The following is a 15,552-nucleotide window of genomic DNA, read 5'->3' on the forward strand; positions in this document are numbered from 1 at the left end:
GATGGAACAATTTTCATCGCTCGATTTTGTTAATAAAGAACTTTCCGAAATCTGTTGACAGACTCAATTTCAGATCTGTAAATTATGAGCACTGGCAGCTCCTGCCGAATAACTAACGCATTCAATTTTTATCCGAGCAGGTGATGCCGGAGGCCCGTTATTATGTTGACGAATGATTATTCCCTACATTATTGGCTGGGGAGAGGTATTTTCGCATGCGAAACTCACGAAGGAAGCTTTGTCGAATTTCGTGTTGGACAATTGCTTAGTGATGGAAATTCGGCGCTCTTGAAATTGCTGATTGAGCAGGAGAGGTGTGGGAGAGATATGGGAGCTGGCAGGGTAGAACTGACCGCTTTGCAGCAGATGGCAAACGCCGGAGGATGTAGTTGCACGCTGGTTGATACAACAAAACTGAGTTTGAGGAAACAATATGAATATCAAAATGTTGGGAGCCATAGGCGGGGCCATGTTTGTGGCTGGGTATGGGATGTACTTTCTAACAAATGGATTCGGAGCGGTGATGGGAACTGAGAATTACATCTCACACTCGCAGGCCGTAATGTGTGTGGAAGGTCTTAATGGTATCTTACCTAGTGATCAGGCTGAGCAGTGTGCATCGCTGTTTACCACGCCTAGCCGATGGATAAAACGCACAGCAGACGGATATGCGATCATGGCAGGCATGCAGATGAGCCGCTATGACATAAGTCAGATCCACCATGCCGTTGTGATTGGCGCCCCGGAACGAATGGCCAACGCTGAATCATTCGATACGTGGTGGGAAAAACAGCCAGTGAAAGGTAGTTGACAGTAAAAAGCAATTTTGTGTAGAGTGAAACCCAATGATGGAAGACTGCACCCTAAAGGTGGCGGTCTTTTTTCTATTCTGTTTCCAAACCTCGGCTTCGCCGGGGTTTTTTCGTTTCTGGAGCCCCGCGGGGTGGTGGGTATGAAGATGCCTGAAAAAGACCTTGGCCTGCTGGCCTGGCTGCTGGCCTGGGCCGATGCCCACTGGCCCGCTTTGTACGGCTTTATCCTGTCGGTGGTGATCTCCTGGTTGAGGGTGACCTACTCCGGCGGAGCGATAAGGCAGCGCCTGTTGGAGTCTGCCTTGTGTGGCGCTATCTCGTTGTCGGTGATGTCTGGGCTGGACCTGCTCGGAATCCCAGCGACGGCCTCGGGCTTTGTCGGCGGATCTATCGGTTTTCTCGGGGTAGAGAAAATCCGCGAGTTTGCTGGTCGTGTGCTAGATCGGAGGTTTGGCGATGGCGCGAATTGAATGTAGCCGCAATCTGGCGGCCTTTCTCGATATGCTGGCATTCAGCGAAGGAACCATCGGCCGTGGTGATGATGGCTATGACAAGCTGGTCAGCCCGGGCAAGACCTTTGCGAGCTATGCCGAGCACCCGAACGTGTCTATCCAGGTGGCGCCGGGGCTGAAAAGTACGGCGGCCGGCCGCTATCAGTTTCTGAGCAAGCACTGGCAGCACTACAAGGCGCAACTGGCGCTGCCGGACTTCGGCCCGGTATCTCAAGACACGTGGGCGATTCAGCTGATCCGCGAGCGGCGAGCGCTGGCCGATGTCGAGGCTGGCCGTATCGGTGCTGCGATCGACAAGTGCCGCAACATCTGGGCGTCTTTGCCGGGTGCTGGCTACAACCAGCCGGAGCACTCCAAAGAGAAGCTGCTCGCCAAGTTCCAGGAGCTCGGCGGGGTACTGGCATGAATGCGGTTCGCCTGTTTCTCAAGGCGCACCCTGTGTTGTGGTCTTTGCTGCGCCAGGCAGTGATGTTCTTTCTGGTGTGGCTTCTTTATCAGCAAGGCTACTCGAGCGGCTCTCACGAAAAAGAGCTGGAGTGGTCTGCCAAGTGGGATAAGCAGTCGGCCGAACTGGCGACGGCAAGGGCCAATGCCGAGATTGCTGCCCGCGAGGCTGAGCGGCGCCGTCAGGCTGATATGGATAAGGTGAGACAAGATGCTGAAAAACAGATCGCCAATGCTGAACGCGACGCTGCTGTCGCTGACGCTGCTGCTGTCGGCCTGCGCGAGCAAGCAGGGCGTCTTGCTCTCAGAGCCAGTCAGTGCGCCAGCCATTCCGGCACTGCCCAGTCAGGCGATGCAGCCGGACAGTCCGCCGTGGTGCTCGCCGACCTGTTCGGCCGGGCTGATGCGCGAGCGGGAGAGTTGGCAAGAGCGTATGACCGCGCTCGAGCATCAGGCATGGCCTGCCAAAGAGCCTACCTCTCCCTTACCAATCCCGATTAACCGAATTGCCGCACCGAGTCACTCTCCAAACTGACGGGTCGTTCCGTGTAACTGCGTCCGGTGCGGCGCCCTATTTGAAGCGATAGCCATGCCACCACGTATCAAACAGATCTGCCGGGCCAAAGGGTGTCATGCCCTGACCGATGCGCCAGGTGGTTATTGTTCCGAGCATACAGGTCTGGCTGTCGGTTGGCTGCGTGTCGCTGCCAAGTCGTCATCATCCGAGCGTGGCTATGGCGCCAGCTGGCGCAAGCGCCGGGAGCGCATCATGCAGCGAGATCGCGGGCTATGTCAGCCCTGCATTCGCAAGGGGATCATTACCTCCGCCTATGCCGTTGACCACATCGTGCCAAAGTCCGCAGGCGGCACGGATGACGATACCAACCTCGAGGCCATCTGCCGGTGCTGTCACAAGCAGAAGACGCAGCAGGAGGCCTCTGCTGGCCGCCACGGGCAATCCTGAGGGGGAGGGGGGGATCAAATCCTTCCACCTTTTCGCCTCCGTGACTGCCAGCCCGGTCGAATTTTTATACCCGCGAAATTAAAAATTTAAATGGAGGGCGCGATGGCAGGGGCACCAAGAGCGCCTGGTCAAGGTCGCAAGCCCAAACCGACGGCGCTGAAGCGGCTGGCTGGTAACCCCGGCAAGCGCTCGCTGAACAACGCAGAGCCCACCTTCACCCCGCTGCTCTATGTCGAATGCCCTGAATGGCTGGCAGAGGATCAGTGGGCCCCGACCATGTGGGACATGGTGATCCGTGAGCTCTGCGGTGCCGAGGTGCTCTGTGTCACCGACCTGCACAACCTCGAGGCCTTCTGCGCGGCATACTCGCGCTGGCGCAGAGCGGAAATCGAGATCGCCAAACATGGCCTGGTTGTCGAAGGGGCAACCGGCGGGCCGGTCAAAAACCCCGCCTGTACGGTGGCCAACGAATCACTCAAGCAGATGACCAGCTACGGCTCTCTGCTTGGGCTGGACCCGTCCAGCCGCTCACGCCTGATCGGAGGCAACAAGAAACAGGGAGGGGGGAACCCGTTCGCAGCTTTGTAGGGATGACCGATGGCAACACGCAAAAGTTATCCCTATGTCAACGTGGCAAACGGCTACGCCCGCGACGTGGTGCGCGGCAAGATCCCAGCCTGTCGCTATGTCATCCAGGCCTGCCAGCGCCACCTCGATGATCTGGCCAAAGAGAAGTCGGCCAAGTTTCGGTTTCGGTTCGACAAGGACAAGGCAGAGCGAGCCGCCACATTTGTCCAGCTCATGCCCCATACCAAGGGGGAGTGGGCGTTCAAGCGCCAGACCCTGAACCTTGAGCCGTGGCAAATGTTCATCATCTGCTGCGTCTTTGGCTGGGTGCGCAAGGGGAGCGGCCTGCGCCGCTTCCGCGAGGTCTACAACGAGATCCCGCGTAAAAACGGCAAGTCGGCGCTCTCTGCGCCGGTCGGCCTCTACTGCTTCGCGGCAGACAACGAATTTGGCGCCGAGGTTTACTCCGGCGCCACCACAGAAAAACAGGCGTGGGAGGTGTTTCGCCCCGCCCGCCTGATGGCCAAGCGCACCCAGGCGCTACTCGATCACTTCGGTATCGAAGTCAACGCCAGCAACCTGAATATCCCCTCTGACGGCGCCCGCTTCGAGCCGCTGATTGGCAACCCAGGTGATGGCCAGTCGCCATCCTGTGCCATCGTGGATGAATACCACGAGCACGACACGGATGACCTCTACACCACCATGATCACCGGTATGGGCGCCCGCCGCCAACCGCTGATGTGGGTCATCACCACTGCTGGCTACAACATCGATGGCCCCTGCTACGACAAGCGGCGGGAGGTGATCGAAATGCTGGCGGGCACGGTGCCAGATGATGAGCTGTTCGGCATCATTTACACCATTGACGAGGGTGACGACTGGACTGACCCCAAGGTGTTGGCCAAGGCCAACCCCAACATGGGCGTCTCCGTCTACTCCGAATACCTGCTGGCACAACAGGCCAAGGCCATCAAGTCGGCCCGCTTTGCCAACATCTTCAAGACCAAGCACCTCAACGTCTGGGTGTCGGCCAAAACCGCCTACTACAACATGGAGGCGTGGAAGGCCTGCGAAGATCGCAGCCTGACGCTGGAGCAGTTCGAGGGGCAGGAGCTGATCCTCTCGTTCGACCTTGCCCGCAAGCTCGACATGAACTCCATGGCCAGACTGTTCTGGCGAGATATTGACGGCAAGCGCCACTACTACTCGATAGCCCCAGAGTTCTGGGTGCCGGAAGATACGGCCTTCAACACTGACAACCGGCGGCTGGCAGAGCGCTATCAGAAGTGGATGAACCTGGGCGAGCTCAGCACCACAGAGGGTGCCGAGATTGACTATCGAGAAATCCTGGCCGTAGCCAAAGAGGCTGCCGCCAGTGGCAACGTGCTGGAAGTTCCGCTCGACCCGGCAGGCGCAACCGCACTGGCTCACGATCTGGCAGATGAGGGATTGACCCCCATCTCCATCACCCAGAACTACACCAACATGAGCGACCCGATGCGAGAGCTGGAGGCCGCCATACAGTCCGGCCGTTTCCATCACGATGGCAACAGCCTGATGACCTGGTGTATCGGCAACGTGATCGGCAAGAACCTGCCCGGTAACGACGATGTGGTGCGCCCGGTCAAGGAGTCTGCCGATCAGAAAATTGACGGCGCTGTCGCGCTCATGATGGCCATCGGCCGCGCCATGGTCGCGGGCCGCGGCAATACCAAATCCATTTACGAAACCACGGACGTCCTATGCTGATGAACATCATCGCCTTTCTGGTGGGCCTGCTGGGTGCCGCCGCGCTGACCTATGGCGCCTGGCTCTGGTCTGCCCCGCTCGGCTGGGTGGTCGGAGGCCTGTTGGCGCTGGGCTGGTCTGCCTGGTTGAGTCGTGCCATCGCCTGGCACCAAAACAACAAACAGCGAGGTGGTGACTGATGTTCTTCCCATTCCTGTTTGAGCGCAGGGGTGGTGGTGGCAACTTCAGTCAGTGGATCTCGAGCGTACGGGCGCGGCGCAGCAAGGCGGGCGTCATGGTCACGCCGGAGTCTGCGCTGGCACAGGGCACAGTCCGCGCCTGTGTCACCCTGCTGGCTGAATCCATTGCCCAACTGCCGTGCGAGCTCTACCAGCGCAGCGACGACAGTCGCACCCGGGCTACCGACCACCCGCTGTACGATATTGTCCACGCCTGCCCTAACCAGAAAGACACCAGCTTCGAGTTTAACGAGCAGCGCATGGGCCACCTTGGCCTGCGCGGCAACAGCTACAGCATTATTGGGCGCCGTGGCGACGGATACATCAACGAGCTGATCCCGGTCAACCCGGACAAAATGATGGTACTCAAGGGGCCTGACGGGCTGCCTTACTATCAGCTGCTTGATGGCAGCAACCAGATCCTTCCGATGCGGATGGTGCACCACGTCAAGGGCTTCAGTCTGGATGGTTACCTTGGTGTCTCGCCGATCCAGAGCAACCCGGATGCAATCGGGTTGGCTATGGCGGTGGATGAGCATGCCGGATCGGTATTTGCCAACGGCACCACCCTGTCAGGAACAATCGAAACCACCGGCAAGCCATTCACAACCCAAGAGTCACTGGAGCAGTTCAAGTCGAAGTTTGTTGATGCCTACGCCGGGGCCCGCAACTCTTTCGGTGTGGCGATCTTGCAGGAGGGAATGCAGTACAAACAGATGGCGATGACAAACGAGCAGAGCCAACTGCTCGAGTCGCGCAAATATGGCGCCATCGAAATCTGCCGCCTCTACAAGGTCCCGCCACACATGATCGGCGAGTTGGATCGGGCAACCAACAACAACATCGAGCATCAGGGGCTGCAGTTCGTCATCTACACCCTGCTGCCGTGGGTCAAGCGCATCGAGGCCGCCATGATGCGCGACCTGCTGCTGCCGAATGAGCGCAAAGATCTCTATATCGAGTTCAACCTCTCCGGCCTGCTGCGGGCAGACCAGAAGTCCCGTTACGAGTCATACGCCCTCGGCCGCCAGTGGGGCTGGCTCAGCGTCAACGATATCCGCCGGTTGGAAAACCTGCCCCCGATCCAGGGTGGCGATATCTACCTGACCCCGCTCAACATGGTCTCTACCGGCAAGCTGCCGCAAGGCATCACCCAGGCGACCCAGGAACAAATCACGGAAATCGAGGCCATCCTATGCCGAAGCTGATGATCAACTACCCGCACCTGGCCAGCCAGGTGTTCGGGTGTCCGCTCTATGTCACCCAGGAGGTGCTGGCAGGGGTCAAGAGCCTGCTGATGCCCCGCATGCTTGGCAGCCAGATTGAGGTGATGGCCGCCGATGACCTGTCGGATGCGCTGGAGCCCAAACAGCTCGAGGCCCGCAGCGAATCGCAGTACCGCGTGGAAGGGCTGGCGGTGATCCCGTTGCACGGCATTCTGGTAGCGCGGCGCGGTCAAATCGATGGCGCCTGCACCGAACTGACCAGTTACGAGTGGGCGAGGTCGCAGATCGCCACGGCCCTCGCCGACGAGCGGGTCAAAGAGATCGTGCTCGATATCAACTCCGGCGGTGGCCATGCGGTCGGCTGCAAGGAGCTGGCCGACTACATCTATGCCAAGCGCAGCGTCAAGCCGATCACTGCGCTGGTCAACTTCTCTGCCTACTCGGCGGCCTACTTCATTGCCTCAGCCTGTAGCAAGGTGGTGGTCAGTGAAACCGGCGGCTGCGGCTCTGTTGGTGTCATCATGGAGCACATGGAGGTGAGCAAGTGGGAGGAAGAGGTTGGGCTCAAGTTCACCACCTTCTACCGCGGTGACCGCAAAAAGGACGGCACCCCCCACGAGCCCCTCAGCGATGGCGCCATGGCGGCCATCAACCACCGCATGGATCAGGCCTACGACCTGTTTATCAGCTCAGTGGCCCGCTATCGCGGCCTGTCCGTCGAGCAGGTGAAAGCCACCGAGGCCACCCTCTACAGCGGTGCAGAGGCGGTCAACAACGGTCTGGCCGACGAACTGGCCAACCCGCAGGATTATCTAAACGGCCTGGCCGCCAGCGTGGCCAAACCGGTAAAACCGGCGCAAAGCATCGGCCTGCGGGCCCGCGCCATCGAATTACAGAACCAGTTCTAGCCCAGCGGCGGAACCCAGCCAACAAGCCCCGAAAGGGGCTTTTTTTATGTCCAAAGGAAACCAATCGATGAAGACTATCGAAGCCCTCCGCCGCGAGCGTGGCGAAATCGCCGCCCAGGTCAAAGCCTTGGCAGAACTCGAAGCCAGCGGCACCGCTCTTACCGATGAGCAACTGCAGCAGTTTGCTGACCTGGAGAGCGAAGCGAACAAGATCAGCGCCGCCATCGCCCGCCAAGAGAGCGCCGAGCGCCTGATGGCGCAGCAGGCGGTACCGGTCAACGCTCACGGCTCCCAGGCGCCTCCGGCTGTCCATGTGAAGCCGGAGCTGAAACAATATCAGGGCGCAGGCTTTGCCCGTATGGCGATGGCTGTCGCTGCCGGCAAAGGTGACCTGCAGCTGGCAGAGAAATTCGCTGCCACAGAAATCGGCGACCAGCAGGTGGCTATGGCCATCAGCACCGCCGCCGGTTCAGGTGGTGCCCTGATCCCCGAGAACTTGCACTCCGAAGTGATCGAGCTGCTGCGCCCGAAGACCATTGTGCGCAAGCTGGGCGCCCGCGTGGTGCCGCTGCCCAACGGCAACCTCTCCATGCCGCGCATGACCGGCGGCGCGACATCCAGCTACGTGGGCGAGGGCCTCGATGCTCGCGGTACCGCTAGCCAGTTCGGTGATGTGAAACTGGCTGCCAAAACCATGATCACCCTGGTGCCCATCAGCAACCAGCTGATCGGCTGCGCCGGCTACAACGTCGAGCAGCTGGTGTTGAGCGACATGATCGCCGCCATGGCGGTGCGCGAGGATAAAGCCTTCCTGCGCGATGACGGCACCAACAACACCCCGATCGGCTTCAAGAAGGTCGCGACCGATGCAGGCCGCACTGTCGAGTGGACCGGTACCGCCGACATGCAGACCATCGACGCTTACCTGGACAAGCTCATCCTCAAGCTGATGAGCTCCGACAGCCTGATGGTCTATCCGGGCTGGGGTATGAGCCCGCGCACCTGGATGAAGCTGTTCGGCCTGCGCGATGGCAACGGCAACAAGGTCTATCCGGAGATGGCACAAGGCATGCTCAAGGGGTACCCCATTGCGCACACCAATACCATTCCGACCAACCTCGGCACCGGTACTAACGAGTCTGAGATCTACTTCGCCGACTGGAACGACGTGGTGATCGGCGAGCAGGACAACATGACCATCGATTTCTCTACCGAGGCGGCCTATGTGGACAGCAACGGTGACATGGTCAGCTCCTTCTCCCGCAACCAGTCGCTGATCCGCCTGGTCGGCAACCACGATGTGGGCTTCCGTCATCCGGAAGGTTTGGCGCTGGGTACCAAGGTTACCTGGTAAGGCCGCAGCAGGGCGCCGCACTGGCGCCCTCTCTCATCACCTTGTAACAAGGAGCTGACATGTCCAAGCAACCGAAAGGCGCTCGCGCAGGGCAGGCACCTGCCACTGACGCCGATCACGAGCAGCAGAGCGACGAACCGCCGCAGGAGCCGACCAGCAATGAAACTGACACCCCCCAACCCGATGCCGATGCAGGCACTGGGCAAGATCCCAACGCCGGAACTGGCGAAGGCGATGGATCAGATTCTGACCACCACGCAGCAGGCCAAGCGCCAGGCGATGCAACCGGCGATGCAGCCGGAGCTGGACCCGCGCCGCTGACTGGTGATCAGCCCGCTGGCGCCACTGACGCCGATCACGAGCAGCAGAGCGGCGATGAGCCGGCCCCCCTTCATGATGAGCGGGTGCTGGTGCGCTTCATCGGCCCGTGGAAGAACTACAGCCGAGGCGATATCACCCGCCTGCCACCGGCTGAAGCCGAACTGGTGTTCAAGAAAGCACTGGCACAAGCCGAGCCGGAACAAGCCGAGGAGTAGTTATGTCGTGGATCACGCTGGAAGAGGTGAAGCACCAGTGCCGCCTCGAAGATGATGACGCCAGCCAGGATCTGCTGCTTAACCTCTACATCGGGGCCGCCCGCCGGGCTATCGAGCAGCACACCGACCGGGAGCTGCTCGATGCGCCGCAGGCGGAGATGACGGATCGCCAGCTGGTGATCAGTGATGACCTCAAGGCCGCCGGCCTGCTGATGGTGGCGCACTGGTTCAACAACCGCGAGGCGGTCTCCGACTTCGAGAAAGTCGAGGTCCCATTCGCTTTTCGCTACCTGATTGGCCCCTACACCAGGATGCCGATATGAAGATCCGCCAATCGTCAGTCGTCAACGCCATGCGCCCGCCCAGCGCCGGCGAGCTCAAAAACCGCCTGCAGATCCGGCGAGTAACCGAAGAACCAGCTGAGGATTTTTCCACCCGTCAGGTGTACCACGACCAGATCAACGCCTGGGGCAAGCTGATGCCTGTCACCGGCGGCATCTATCAGGCCGGGGTGCAGATTGACGAAAAGGTGACGCACAAATGCCTGATCCGCTGGCGTCAGCTCACCTGTGACCACCAGATGGTGCACAGGGGGATCGTCTATCGGGTGAAGCGCTGCGAGCCGCTAAACGGCGAAACCGTCTGGGCGCTGGTCGAACTGGAGCAGCTGGATCTGCCGACATAACAGGAGAGGTGGCCATGGGGTTTGAAAACTCAAATTCGGGCATTTATCTCCACGTCGACTTCCCGGATGCACAGGAGATCCGCTTCAACAAGGCCCGCGTCCGGCGGGCGTTCGTCGATGTCGGCCGCACCCTGCTCCGCGACAATCGGCGGGCGGTGGCGCGGCGGGCCATCTCCAGTGCAGGGCAGGCGCCTGGCTATCAGTCCGGTGATCTGGCCAAGTCGATCGGCTACTTCGTGCCAAGGGCTACTGCAAACCGCCCGGGCTTTATGGTCAAGCTGAGCCACAACAAGGGAGAAGGGGCCTCGAAAGATATCCCGAGCGATGGCTTTTATCCTGCCTATCTCTTCTATGGGGTCAGGCGTGGCGCCCAGCGGGCAAAGAGTCACCGCAAGGGGGCCAGCGGCGGATCATCGTGGCGCATCGCTCCCCGTCAGAACTACTTTGCCAAGACCCTCAAAAACCGAAGCTACGAAATCCAGCGAACCCTGTTCACAGCCCTGCGGGCATCGGTCAGGCCGGAGAAACCGACATGAAGATAAGCCCGCTGATTGCGGCCATTCGCCAACGCTGCCCCATGTTTGGCAGCAGAGTCGCGGGTGCATCCGAATTCAAGCCGCTGCCCGAGAACAACAAGCTGGCCCTGCCGGCAGCCTATGTCATCCCACTTGATGACAACGCAGAAGAGAACCGCAGCCAGACCGATTACTGGCAGAAGATAACCGACGCCTTTGCCGTAGTGGTCGTGGTCAACAACACCCAGGACGCTCGCGGTCAAGCCTCGGTAGATGTGATTGAAGAGGCGCGAGAGGCGCTCTGGAAGGCGCTGATGGGCTGGTCGCCGGACGAGAAGAAGTACAACGGCATTACCTATCAGGGTGGCAACCTGCTCGACATGAATCGGGCACACCTCTACTACCAGTTCGAATTCTCGGCCGAGTTCGAGATCGGCCCGGAAGATACCCGCCAATGGGAAGATCTGGAGGCACTCCCCGAGTTTGAGGGGCTCTGCGGCCACGGCGACCAGTGGGGTATCGATTATATCAGCCCGGGGTTAGGCCCCGACGTGGTGCCGCCAGAATGGCGCATCATTGAGCATCAGTTCAACTTCCCGGTCAACACCGTATTCGTCAGCGATTACAGCAACATGCTCAAGCTTGCTCACGCCATGAATGACGCTAGCTCGCTCGGATTCGCCCCAACCCCACAGGAATAACCATGTTCGTCAAACCCAATGACGGTCGATCGGTCCCCGATCCTGACCGCGGCGACCTGCTGCCCGCTGAAGGGCGCGAGGTGCTCGCCAACCAGTATTGGTATCGCCGCCAGCTTGATGGCGATGTCGTCATCGAACCTCCGGTTGGACAAGAGCCGGAAGCCGAGCAAGAGCCCGCAGCCGAGGCCGCACCTCAGGTCACGGCCAGCAAGAAGGGAGCAAAATAATGACCGTCAGCTTCAACAATATTCCCGCCGATCTGCGGGTTCCGCTGTTCTATGCGGAGATGGACAACTCGGCGGCCAATAGCGCCAGCGAAACCCTGCGGGCGCTGGTGCTGGGCCATGGCCTGGCTTCTGTCACCACCGGCAAGAACCAGTTGCAGCAGGTCACCAACCCCGCCCTGGCGGCAGGTCTGGTCGGTGCCGGCAGCCAGCTGGCCGCCATGGTGGCAGCCTATCGCAATGTCGATTCGTTCGGCGAGCTGTGGCTGATCGACGTGCCTGAGCCCAGCGCAGGCGCTGCTGCGACCGCCACCATCACGGTGACCGGTACCGCCATCTCTGCCGGCGTGGTTTCGCTCTACATCGCTGGCAAGCGCGTGCAGGCCGGGGTGCCAGCCTCTGCGGCCGCCACTGCGGTGGCATCCAGCATCAAGGCGGCGATCGATTCCGATCCCAGCCTGCCGGTGACCGCAACCGTATCTGCTGGTGTGGTGACGGTCACTGCAAAATGGAAGGGGCTGACCGGTAACGATATCAACCTGGCGCTCAACTACCGTGGTGTGATGGGTGGCGAATCCCTGCCCAACGGCATCAACGTGGCCCTGACTGCCATGAGCAACGGCGCTGGCTCGCCGGATCTGACCGCTGCCATTGCGGCCATGGGTGATGAGCCGTTCGACTTTATCGCCACTCCCTGGCATGACAGCGGATCGTTGGATGTGCTGGAGGCGGAGATGAACGACGCCACCGGCCGCTGGTCGTGGTTGCGCCAAATCTACGGCCATCTCTACAGCGCCAAACGCGGCACTCTCTCTGAACTCTCCACCTTCGGTAAGGCCCGCAACAGCCAGCATGTCACCATGACCGGCGTCGAGCCGCTGACGGCAGCGTCGCCTTACGAAGTGGCTGCTGCCAGCTGTGCCCGCAATGCGGTATTTATCCGCATCGACCCGGCTCGGCCGACCCAGACCGGCGAGCTCAACGGTCTGCTGCCGGCTCCGACCGGCAAGCGCTTCACCATTTCCGAACGGCAGGTGCTGCTGACCAGTGGCATCGCCACCCAGACGGCCAGTTCTGGCGTGATGATGGTCGAACGTGCGATCACCATGTACCAGCGCAACAAGTACGGTGCTGCCGACAACTCCTATCTCGATAGCGAGACCCTGCACACCTCCGCCTATGTGATCCGCCGGTTGCGCACCTTGGTGACCAGCAAGTATGGCCGCCACAAGCTGGCCAACGACGGTACCCGCTTTGGTGAGGGGCAGGCCATCGTCACCCCGGCGGTGATCAAAGGCGAGCTCAACGGCGAATACCGCGTCATGGAGCGACTCGGCATCGTCGAAAACAGCGAGCTATTCGCCCAGTACCTGATCGTGGAACGAGATGGCGATTCCGGTCGGGTCAACGTGCTGTTCCCGCCGGACTACGTCAACGGTCTGCGTGTCTTCGCGCTGCTCAACCAGTTCCGTCTGCAATATCAGGAGGCTGCATAAATGGCCCGCATCTCAGGTACTACCTACATCAAGGTTGACGGCGAACAGCTGTCGCTGACCGGGGGGATGGAAGTCCCCCTCAACCTCAAGGTCAAGGAGACCATCACTGATCTCGGCGGCGGCAATGACTACAAAGAGACGCACCGCGCCCCATACATGAAGGGGACGTTCAAGGTGCCCAAGGGTTTCCCGCTGAAGAAGATCATCGAGGGTGACAGCATGACCATCACCTCCGAGCTGGCAAATGGCTGGGTCCATGTGCTGAAAAATGCCTGGCTCGAGGGGGAGGCCAACTACAACCCCGAAGATGGCACCGTCGATCTGCAATTCAACGCCGAAGAGGGCTTCTTTCAATGAACCATAAAGTCATCACGCTATCTGCCCCTATTCAGGCGCACGGCGAGCCGGTCGCCAAGCTGGAGCTTAAAAAGCCGACTGGTGAGCAGGTTTGCCGCCTTGGCCTGCCCTACACCATGACCCCCGAAGGGGAGGTCAGCATCAACATGAAAAAGGTGAAGGGCTATCTGATCGAGCTGTGCGCTATCCCGGCCAGCGCCGTGGAGCAGATTGAGCCGGCCGACCTCAACAATGCCGCCTGGGACGTCGCCGGTTTTTTCCTGAAGGGGTAACCGAGCGCGACATTCTTGACCGCTACTTTGACATGGCGAGGTGGTGGAAGGCTGGCGATCCCATAGCCTTCCTTCACCATGACTTTGACGCCCTGGCTTTGATGGAGCGCCAGTGTGAGCGGCTGATGAAGGCCGAAAATGGGTGATTTATGGCCAATGAATTTCAACTCAAAGCCCTGATCACCGGTGTAGACAAACTGTCTCCGGCACTCAAGGGTATCCGCAAAAACATCAAAAGCTGGCAGCGCGACCTCAAAAGCGCCGGTGAAGGGGCGCCAGCCATCGGTGCTGGTCTGGCTGCCGCCGTGGGCGGCAGCCTGGCCGCCTTTGCACAGTCAGAGAATGCAGCCACCGGCCTCAAGGTCGCGATGATGGATGCTAGTGGCTCGGTCGGCCCCGAATTCAAGAAAATGAATGATCTTGCTGTGGGGCTCGGCAACAAGCTGCCGGGCACTACGGCCGACTTTCAGGACATGATGACCATGCTGCAGCGGCAGGGTCTGAGTGCCGAAACCGTACTGGGTGGGGTGGGTGAGGCCACCGCCTATCTGGCCGTGCAGTTGGGCAAAGCTCCAGCAGCTGCCGCCGAGTTCGCCGCCAAGATGCAGGACGCCACCGGCACTGCCTCCAAAGACATGATGAGCCTGTTCGATACCATCCAGAAAGCCTTTTATATGGGGGTGGATGACACCAACATGCTCAGCTTCTTCAGCAAGACCAGCTCGGTGCTGAAGATGATCGACAAGGACGGACTCAAGGCGTCGCAATCTCTGGCGCCGCTGGCGATCATGATGGACCAGATGGGGATGGCAGGGGAGTCGTCCGGCAACGCGATCCGCAAGGTGCTGCAAGCTGGGTTCGACAGCAAGAAAATCAACGCAGCCAACCGCCTGATGAGCCGCAAGGGGATCAAGCTCGATTTCACTGATGGTAAGGGCGAGTTTGGCGGGCTTGATAACCTGTTTTCCCAACTTCACAAGTTGCAATCTCTCACAAGCCAGCAGCGCACCACCATCATCAAGCAGATTTTCGGAGATGATGCGGAAACCCTGCAGGTGGTCAACGCCCTGATCGACAAGGGGCGCTCCGGATATGACGAGATCCAGCAGAAGATGGCGCGCCAGGCCAGCCTGCAACAGCGGGTTGGCGCCCAGCTCGGTACCCTGAAAAACCTGTGGGATGCCATGACGGGGACCGCCGTGAACGGCCTTGCCGCCATTGGTGGCGCCTTCCAGGGCGAGGCGAAAGACACTGTCACCTGGCTGGGCGATATGGCTGCGAAGTTCAGCGAGTTTGCCGCCGCCAACCCCGAGGTGATCCGCGGGGTGGTGGGGGTGGCTGCCGGGTTCGCAGCGCTCAAGCTGGTGCTCTATGCCTGCGGTGTTGCGGCGACATTCTTCGGCAACGCCCTGACAGCAACCCCGCTTGGCTTGATCCTGCGTGGTGTCGCTATGGCGGCAGGCCTGATTATCGCCAACTGGGGCACCATTGGCCCCTGGTTCCAGCGCACATGGGCCGGCATTGTCGGCTTTTTCAGTGACGCATGGGCGGGCATCAAGGCGGTCAGCCTGGACGCCTGGGAACTCATCAAGTCTGCCTTTTTCAACTTCTCACCACTCGGCATCCTGATCAAGAACTGGGACCCCATTGTCGGGTACTTCCGCTCCCTGTGGGCGCAGATCAAACCCTACATCGAGCCGCTGATGAATGGGGCCAAATGGGCGAGTGAAACCGCCAGCTCATTGGCTTCTGGTGCCAAAGGTGCGTTCGGCAGCGCGGTTGACACTGTGGGCAGCTGGTTCGGTGGCTCGCCACTTGGCAAGCACTCGCCGTTGTCCGCCTCATCTCCGGCTGCTGGCGCCAATTCCGGTGGTGGTCGCGTGGCTGGCGAGATGGTGGTGCGCTTTGAAGATGCCCCGCAAAACATGCGCGTTGACGAGGGCAAAGCCTCTCCTGGCTGGTCCATCTTGCCCGATGTTGGGTATTCACGTTATGCAACGAAGGGGTAG

22 protein-coding genes are annotated in these 15,552 nt (G+C 60.1%); all 22 read left to right on the plus strand.

Features of this window, described 5'->3' with window-relative positions:
* The first annotated feature begins 433 nt into the window (after positions 1 to 433).
* The 22 genes from I6L38_RS01775 (at position 434) to I6L38_RS01875 (ending at position 15,552) form a co-directional block, all read left to right on the plus strand.
* On the plus strand, positions 434 to 811 hold the full coding sequence (locus tag I6L38_RS01775; RefSeq protein WP_216989065.1) for a hypothetical protein: 378 nt from the start codon (positions 434 to 436) through the stop codon (positions 809 to 811).
* A 24-nt stretch (positions 812 to 835) separates the two neighbouring features.
* Positions 836 to 1,282, plus strand: coding sequence for a phage holin, lambda family (locus I6L38_RS01780; RefSeq protein ID WP_254204181.1), 447 nt, complete (start codon positions 836 to 838; stop codon positions 1,280 to 1,282).
* Entirely contained in the window at positions 1,269 to 1,730 is a 462-nt protein-coding gene (locus I6L38_RS01785) for a glycoside hydrolase family 104 protein (protein WP_216989066.1), read from the plus strand. The genes I6L38_RS01780 and I6L38_RS01785 overlap by 14 nt, the downstream gene beginning before the upstream one ends.
* Positions 1,727 to 2,269 carry a DUF2514 domain-containing protein gene (locus tag I6L38_RS01790; RefSeq protein WP_216989067.1) on the plus strand — a complete coding sequence of 181 codons (543 nt, stop codon included), beginning with the start codon at positions 1,727 to 1,729 and terminating at the stop codon, positions 2,267 to 2,269. Before I6L38_RS01785 ends, I6L38_RS01790 begins: the two co-directional genes overlap by 4 nt.
* 88 nt (positions 2,270 to 2,357) lie before the next feature.
* On the plus strand, positions 2,358 to 2,732 hold the full coding sequence (locus tag I6L38_RS01795) for an HNH endonuclease (protein ID WP_216989068.1): 375 nt from the start codon (positions 2,358 to 2,360) through the stop codon (positions 2,730 to 2,732).
* A 102-nt stretch (positions 2,733 to 2,834) separates the two neighbouring features.
* Positions 2,835 to 3,320, plus strand: coding sequence for a phage terminase small subunit P27 family (locus I6L38_RS01800; protein WP_033136783.1), 486 nt, complete (start codon positions 2,835 to 2,837; stop codon positions 3,318 to 3,320).
* Positions 3,321 to 3,329: 9 nt separating this feature from the next.
* Positions 3,330 to 5,051 (plus strand): terminase large subunit, encoded by a 1,722-nt coding sequence (locus I6L38_RS01805; RefSeq protein WP_216989069.1) that lies wholly within the window; start codon positions 3,330 to 3,332, stop codon positions 5,049 to 5,051.
* Positions 5,045 to 5,230: a hypothetical protein gene (locus I6L38_RS01810; RefSeq protein WP_076362410.1), complete on the plus strand. Its 186-nt coding sequence runs from the start codon at positions 5,045 to 5,047 to the stop codon at positions 5,228 to 5,230. Before I6L38_RS01805 ends, I6L38_RS01810 begins: the two co-directional genes overlap by 7 nt.
* Positions 5,230 to 6,477 (plus strand): phage portal protein, encoded by a 1,248-nt coding sequence (locus I6L38_RS01815; protein WP_216989070.1) that lies wholly within the window; start codon positions 5,230 to 5,232, stop codon positions 6,475 to 6,477. Before I6L38_RS01810 ends, I6L38_RS01815 begins: the two co-directional genes overlap by 1 nt.
* On the plus strand, positions 6,465 to 7,403 hold the full coding sequence (locus I6L38_RS01820) for a S49 family peptidase (RefSeq protein ID WP_216989071.1): 939 nt from the start codon (positions 6,465 to 6,467) through the stop codon (positions 7,401 to 7,403). Before I6L38_RS01815 ends, I6L38_RS01820 begins: the two co-directional genes overlap by 13 nt.
* 67 nt (positions 7,404 to 7,470) lie before the next feature.
* Positions 7,471 to 8,757 carry a phage major capsid protein gene (locus I6L38_RS01825; protein WP_216989072.1) on the plus strand — a complete coding sequence of 429 codons (1,287 nt, stop codon included), beginning with the start codon at positions 7,471 to 7,473 and terminating at the stop codon, positions 8,755 to 8,757.
* A gap of 159 nt (positions 8,758 to 8,916) precedes the next feature.
* Positions 8,917 to 9,078 (plus strand): hypothetical protein, encoded by a 162-nt coding sequence (locus I6L38_RS01830; protein ID WP_216989073.1) that lies wholly within the window; start codon positions 8,917 to 8,919, stop codon positions 9,076 to 9,078.
* 83 nt (positions 9,079 to 9,161) lie between these two features.
* Complete coding sequence (locus tag I6L38_RS22700) at positions 9,162 to 9,293, plus strand: hypothetical protein (RefSeq protein ID WP_302055691.1); 132 nt, start codon at positions 9,162 to 9,164, stop codon at positions 9,291 to 9,293.
* Between the two features lie 2 nt (positions 9,294 to 9,295).
* Positions 9,296 to 9,616 (plus strand): head-tail connector protein, encoded by a 321-nt coding sequence (locus tag I6L38_RS01835; RefSeq protein ID WP_216989074.1) that lies wholly within the window; start codon positions 9,296 to 9,298, stop codon positions 9,614 to 9,616.
* Positions 9,613 to 9,978 carry a head-tail adaptor protein gene (locus I6L38_RS01840; RefSeq protein WP_216989075.1) on the plus strand — a complete coding sequence of 122 codons (366 nt, stop codon included), beginning with the start codon at positions 9,613 to 9,615 and terminating at the stop codon, positions 9,976 to 9,978. The genes I6L38_RS01835 and I6L38_RS01840 overlap by 4 nt, the downstream gene beginning before the upstream one ends.
* Before the next feature lie 14 nt (positions 9,979 to 9,992).
* Positions 9,993 to 10,514 carry a hypothetical protein gene (locus I6L38_RS01845; protein ID WP_216989076.1) on the plus strand — a complete coding sequence of 174 codons (522 nt, stop codon included), beginning with the start codon at positions 9,993 to 9,995 and terminating at the stop codon, positions 10,512 to 10,514.
* Complete coding sequence (locus I6L38_RS01850; RefSeq protein ID WP_216989077.1) at positions 10,511 to 11,194, plus strand: hypothetical protein; 684 nt, start codon at positions 10,511 to 10,513, stop codon at positions 11,192 to 11,194. The genes I6L38_RS01845 and I6L38_RS01850 overlap by 4 nt, the downstream gene beginning before the upstream one ends.
* Before the next feature lie 2 nt (positions 11,195 to 11,196).
* Positions 11,197 to 11,421, plus strand: a complete 225-nt coding sequence (locus I6L38_RS01855; protein ID WP_216989078.1) for a DUF2635 domain-containing protein — start codon at positions 11,197 to 11,199, stop codon at positions 11,419 to 11,421.
* The gene (locus I6L38_RS01860; RefSeq protein WP_216989079.1) at positions 11,421 to 12,914 is read left to right on the plus strand and encodes a phage tail sheath subtilisin-like domain-containing protein; all 1,494 of its coding nucleotides are present in this window, start codon (positions 11,421 to 11,423) and stop codon (positions 12,912 to 12,914) included. Before I6L38_RS01855 ends, I6L38_RS01860 begins: the two co-directional genes overlap by 1 nt.
* The gene (locus tag I6L38_RS01865) at positions 12,915 to 13,271 is read left to right on the plus strand and encodes a phage tail tube protein (protein ID WP_216989080.1); all 357 of its coding nucleotides are present in this window, start codon (positions 12,915 to 12,917) and stop codon (positions 13,269 to 13,271) included.
* Positions 13,268 to 13,543, plus strand: coding sequence for a phage tail assembly protein (locus tag I6L38_RS01870; protein WP_216989081.1), 276 nt, complete (start codon positions 13,268 to 13,270; stop codon positions 13,541 to 13,543). The genes I6L38_RS01865 and I6L38_RS01870 overlap by 4 nt, the downstream gene beginning before the upstream one ends.
* 149 nt (positions 13,544 to 13,692) lie before the next feature.
* A complete protein-coding gene (locus tag I6L38_RS01875) occupies positions 13,693 to 15,552 on the plus strand; it encodes a phage tail tape measure protein (protein ID WP_216989082.1) in 1,860 nt (619 codons plus the stop codon).

The sequence above is a fragment of the Aeromonas sp. FDAARGOS 1408 genome, from assembly GCF_019048665.1.
Classification (GTDB): domain Bacteria; phylum Pseudomonadota; class Gammaproteobacteria; order Enterobacterales; family Aeromonadaceae; genus Aeromonas; species Aeromonas dhakensis.

Bases quoted from the DNA above. Each gene is read 5' to 3' on its own strand.
- I6L38_RS01775 (WP_216989065.1), top strand. From the start codon at position 434: ATGAATATCAAAATGTTGGGAGCCATAGGCGGGGCCATGTTTGTGGCT.
- I6L38_RS01785 (WP_216989066.1), top strand. From the start codon at position 1,269: ATGGCGCGAATTGAATGTAGCCGCAATCTGGCGGCCTTTCTCGATATG.
- I6L38_RS01790 (WP_216989067.1), top strand. From the start codon at position 1,727: ATGAATGCGGTTCGCCTGTTTCTCAAGGCGCACCCTGTGTTGTGGTCT.
- I6L38_RS01795 (WP_216989068.1), top strand. From the start codon at position 2,358: ATGCCACCACGTATCAAACAGATCTGCCGGGCCAAAGGGTGTCATGCC.
- I6L38_RS01800 (WP_033136783.1), top strand. From the start codon at position 2,835: ATGGCAGGGGCACCAAGAGCGCCTGGTCAAGGTCGCAAGCCCAAACCG.
- I6L38_RS01805 (WP_216989069.1), top strand. From the start codon at position 3,330: ATGGCAACACGCAAAAGTTATCCCTATGTCAACGTGGCAAACGGCTAC.
- I6L38_RS01810 (WP_076362410.1), top strand. From the start codon at position 5,045: ATGCTGATGAACATCATCGCCTTTCTGGTGGGCCTGCTGGGTGCCGCC.
- I6L38_RS01815 (WP_216989070.1), top strand. From the start codon at position 5,230: ATGTTCTTCCCATTCCTGTTTGAGCGCAGGGGTGGTGGTGGCAACTTC.
- I6L38_RS01820 (WP_216989071.1), top strand. From the start codon at position 6,465: ATGCCGAAGCTGATGATCAACTACCCGCACCTGGCCAGCCAGGTGTTC.
- I6L38_RS01825 (WP_216989072.1), top strand. From the start codon at position 7,471: ATGAAGACTATCGAAGCCCTCCGCCGCGAGCGTGGCGAAATCGCCGCC.
- I6L38_RS01830 (WP_216989073.1), top strand. From the start codon at position 8,917: ATGAAACTGACACCCCCCAACCCGATGCCGATGCAGGCACTGGGCAAG.
- I6L38_RS01835 (WP_216989074.1), top strand. From the start codon at position 9,296: ATGTCGTGGATCACGCTGGAAGAGGTGAAGCACCAGTGCCGCCTCGAA.
- I6L38_RS01840 (WP_216989075.1), top strand. From the start codon at position 9,613: ATGAAGATCCGCCAATCGTCAGTCGTCAACGCCATGCGCCCGCCCAGC.
- I6L38_RS01845 (WP_216989076.1), top strand. From the start codon at position 9,993: ATGGGGTTTGAAAACTCAAATTCGGGCATTTATCTCCACGTCGACTTC.
- I6L38_RS01850 (WP_216989077.1), top strand. From the start codon at position 10,511: ATGAAGATAAGCCCGCTGATTGCGGCCATTCGCCAACGCTGCCCCATG.
- I6L38_RS01855 (WP_216989078.1), top strand. From the start codon at position 11,197: ATGTTCGTCAAACCCAATGACGGTCGATCGGTCCCCGATCCTGACCGC.
- I6L38_RS01860 (WP_216989079.1), top strand. From the start codon at position 11,421: ATGACCGTCAGCTTCAACAATATTCCCGCCGATCTGCGGGTTCCGCTG.
- I6L38_RS01865 (WP_216989080.1), top strand. From the start codon at position 12,915: ATGGCCCGCATCTCAGGTACTACCTACATCAAGGTTGACGGCGAACAG.
- I6L38_RS01870 (WP_216989081.1), top strand. From the start codon at position 13,268: ATGAACCATAAAGTCATCACGCTATCTGCCCCTATTCAGGCGCACGGC.
- I6L38_RS01875 (WP_216989082.1), top strand. From the start codon at position 13,693: ATGGCCAATGAATTTCAACTCAAAGCCCTGATCACCGGTGTAGACAAA.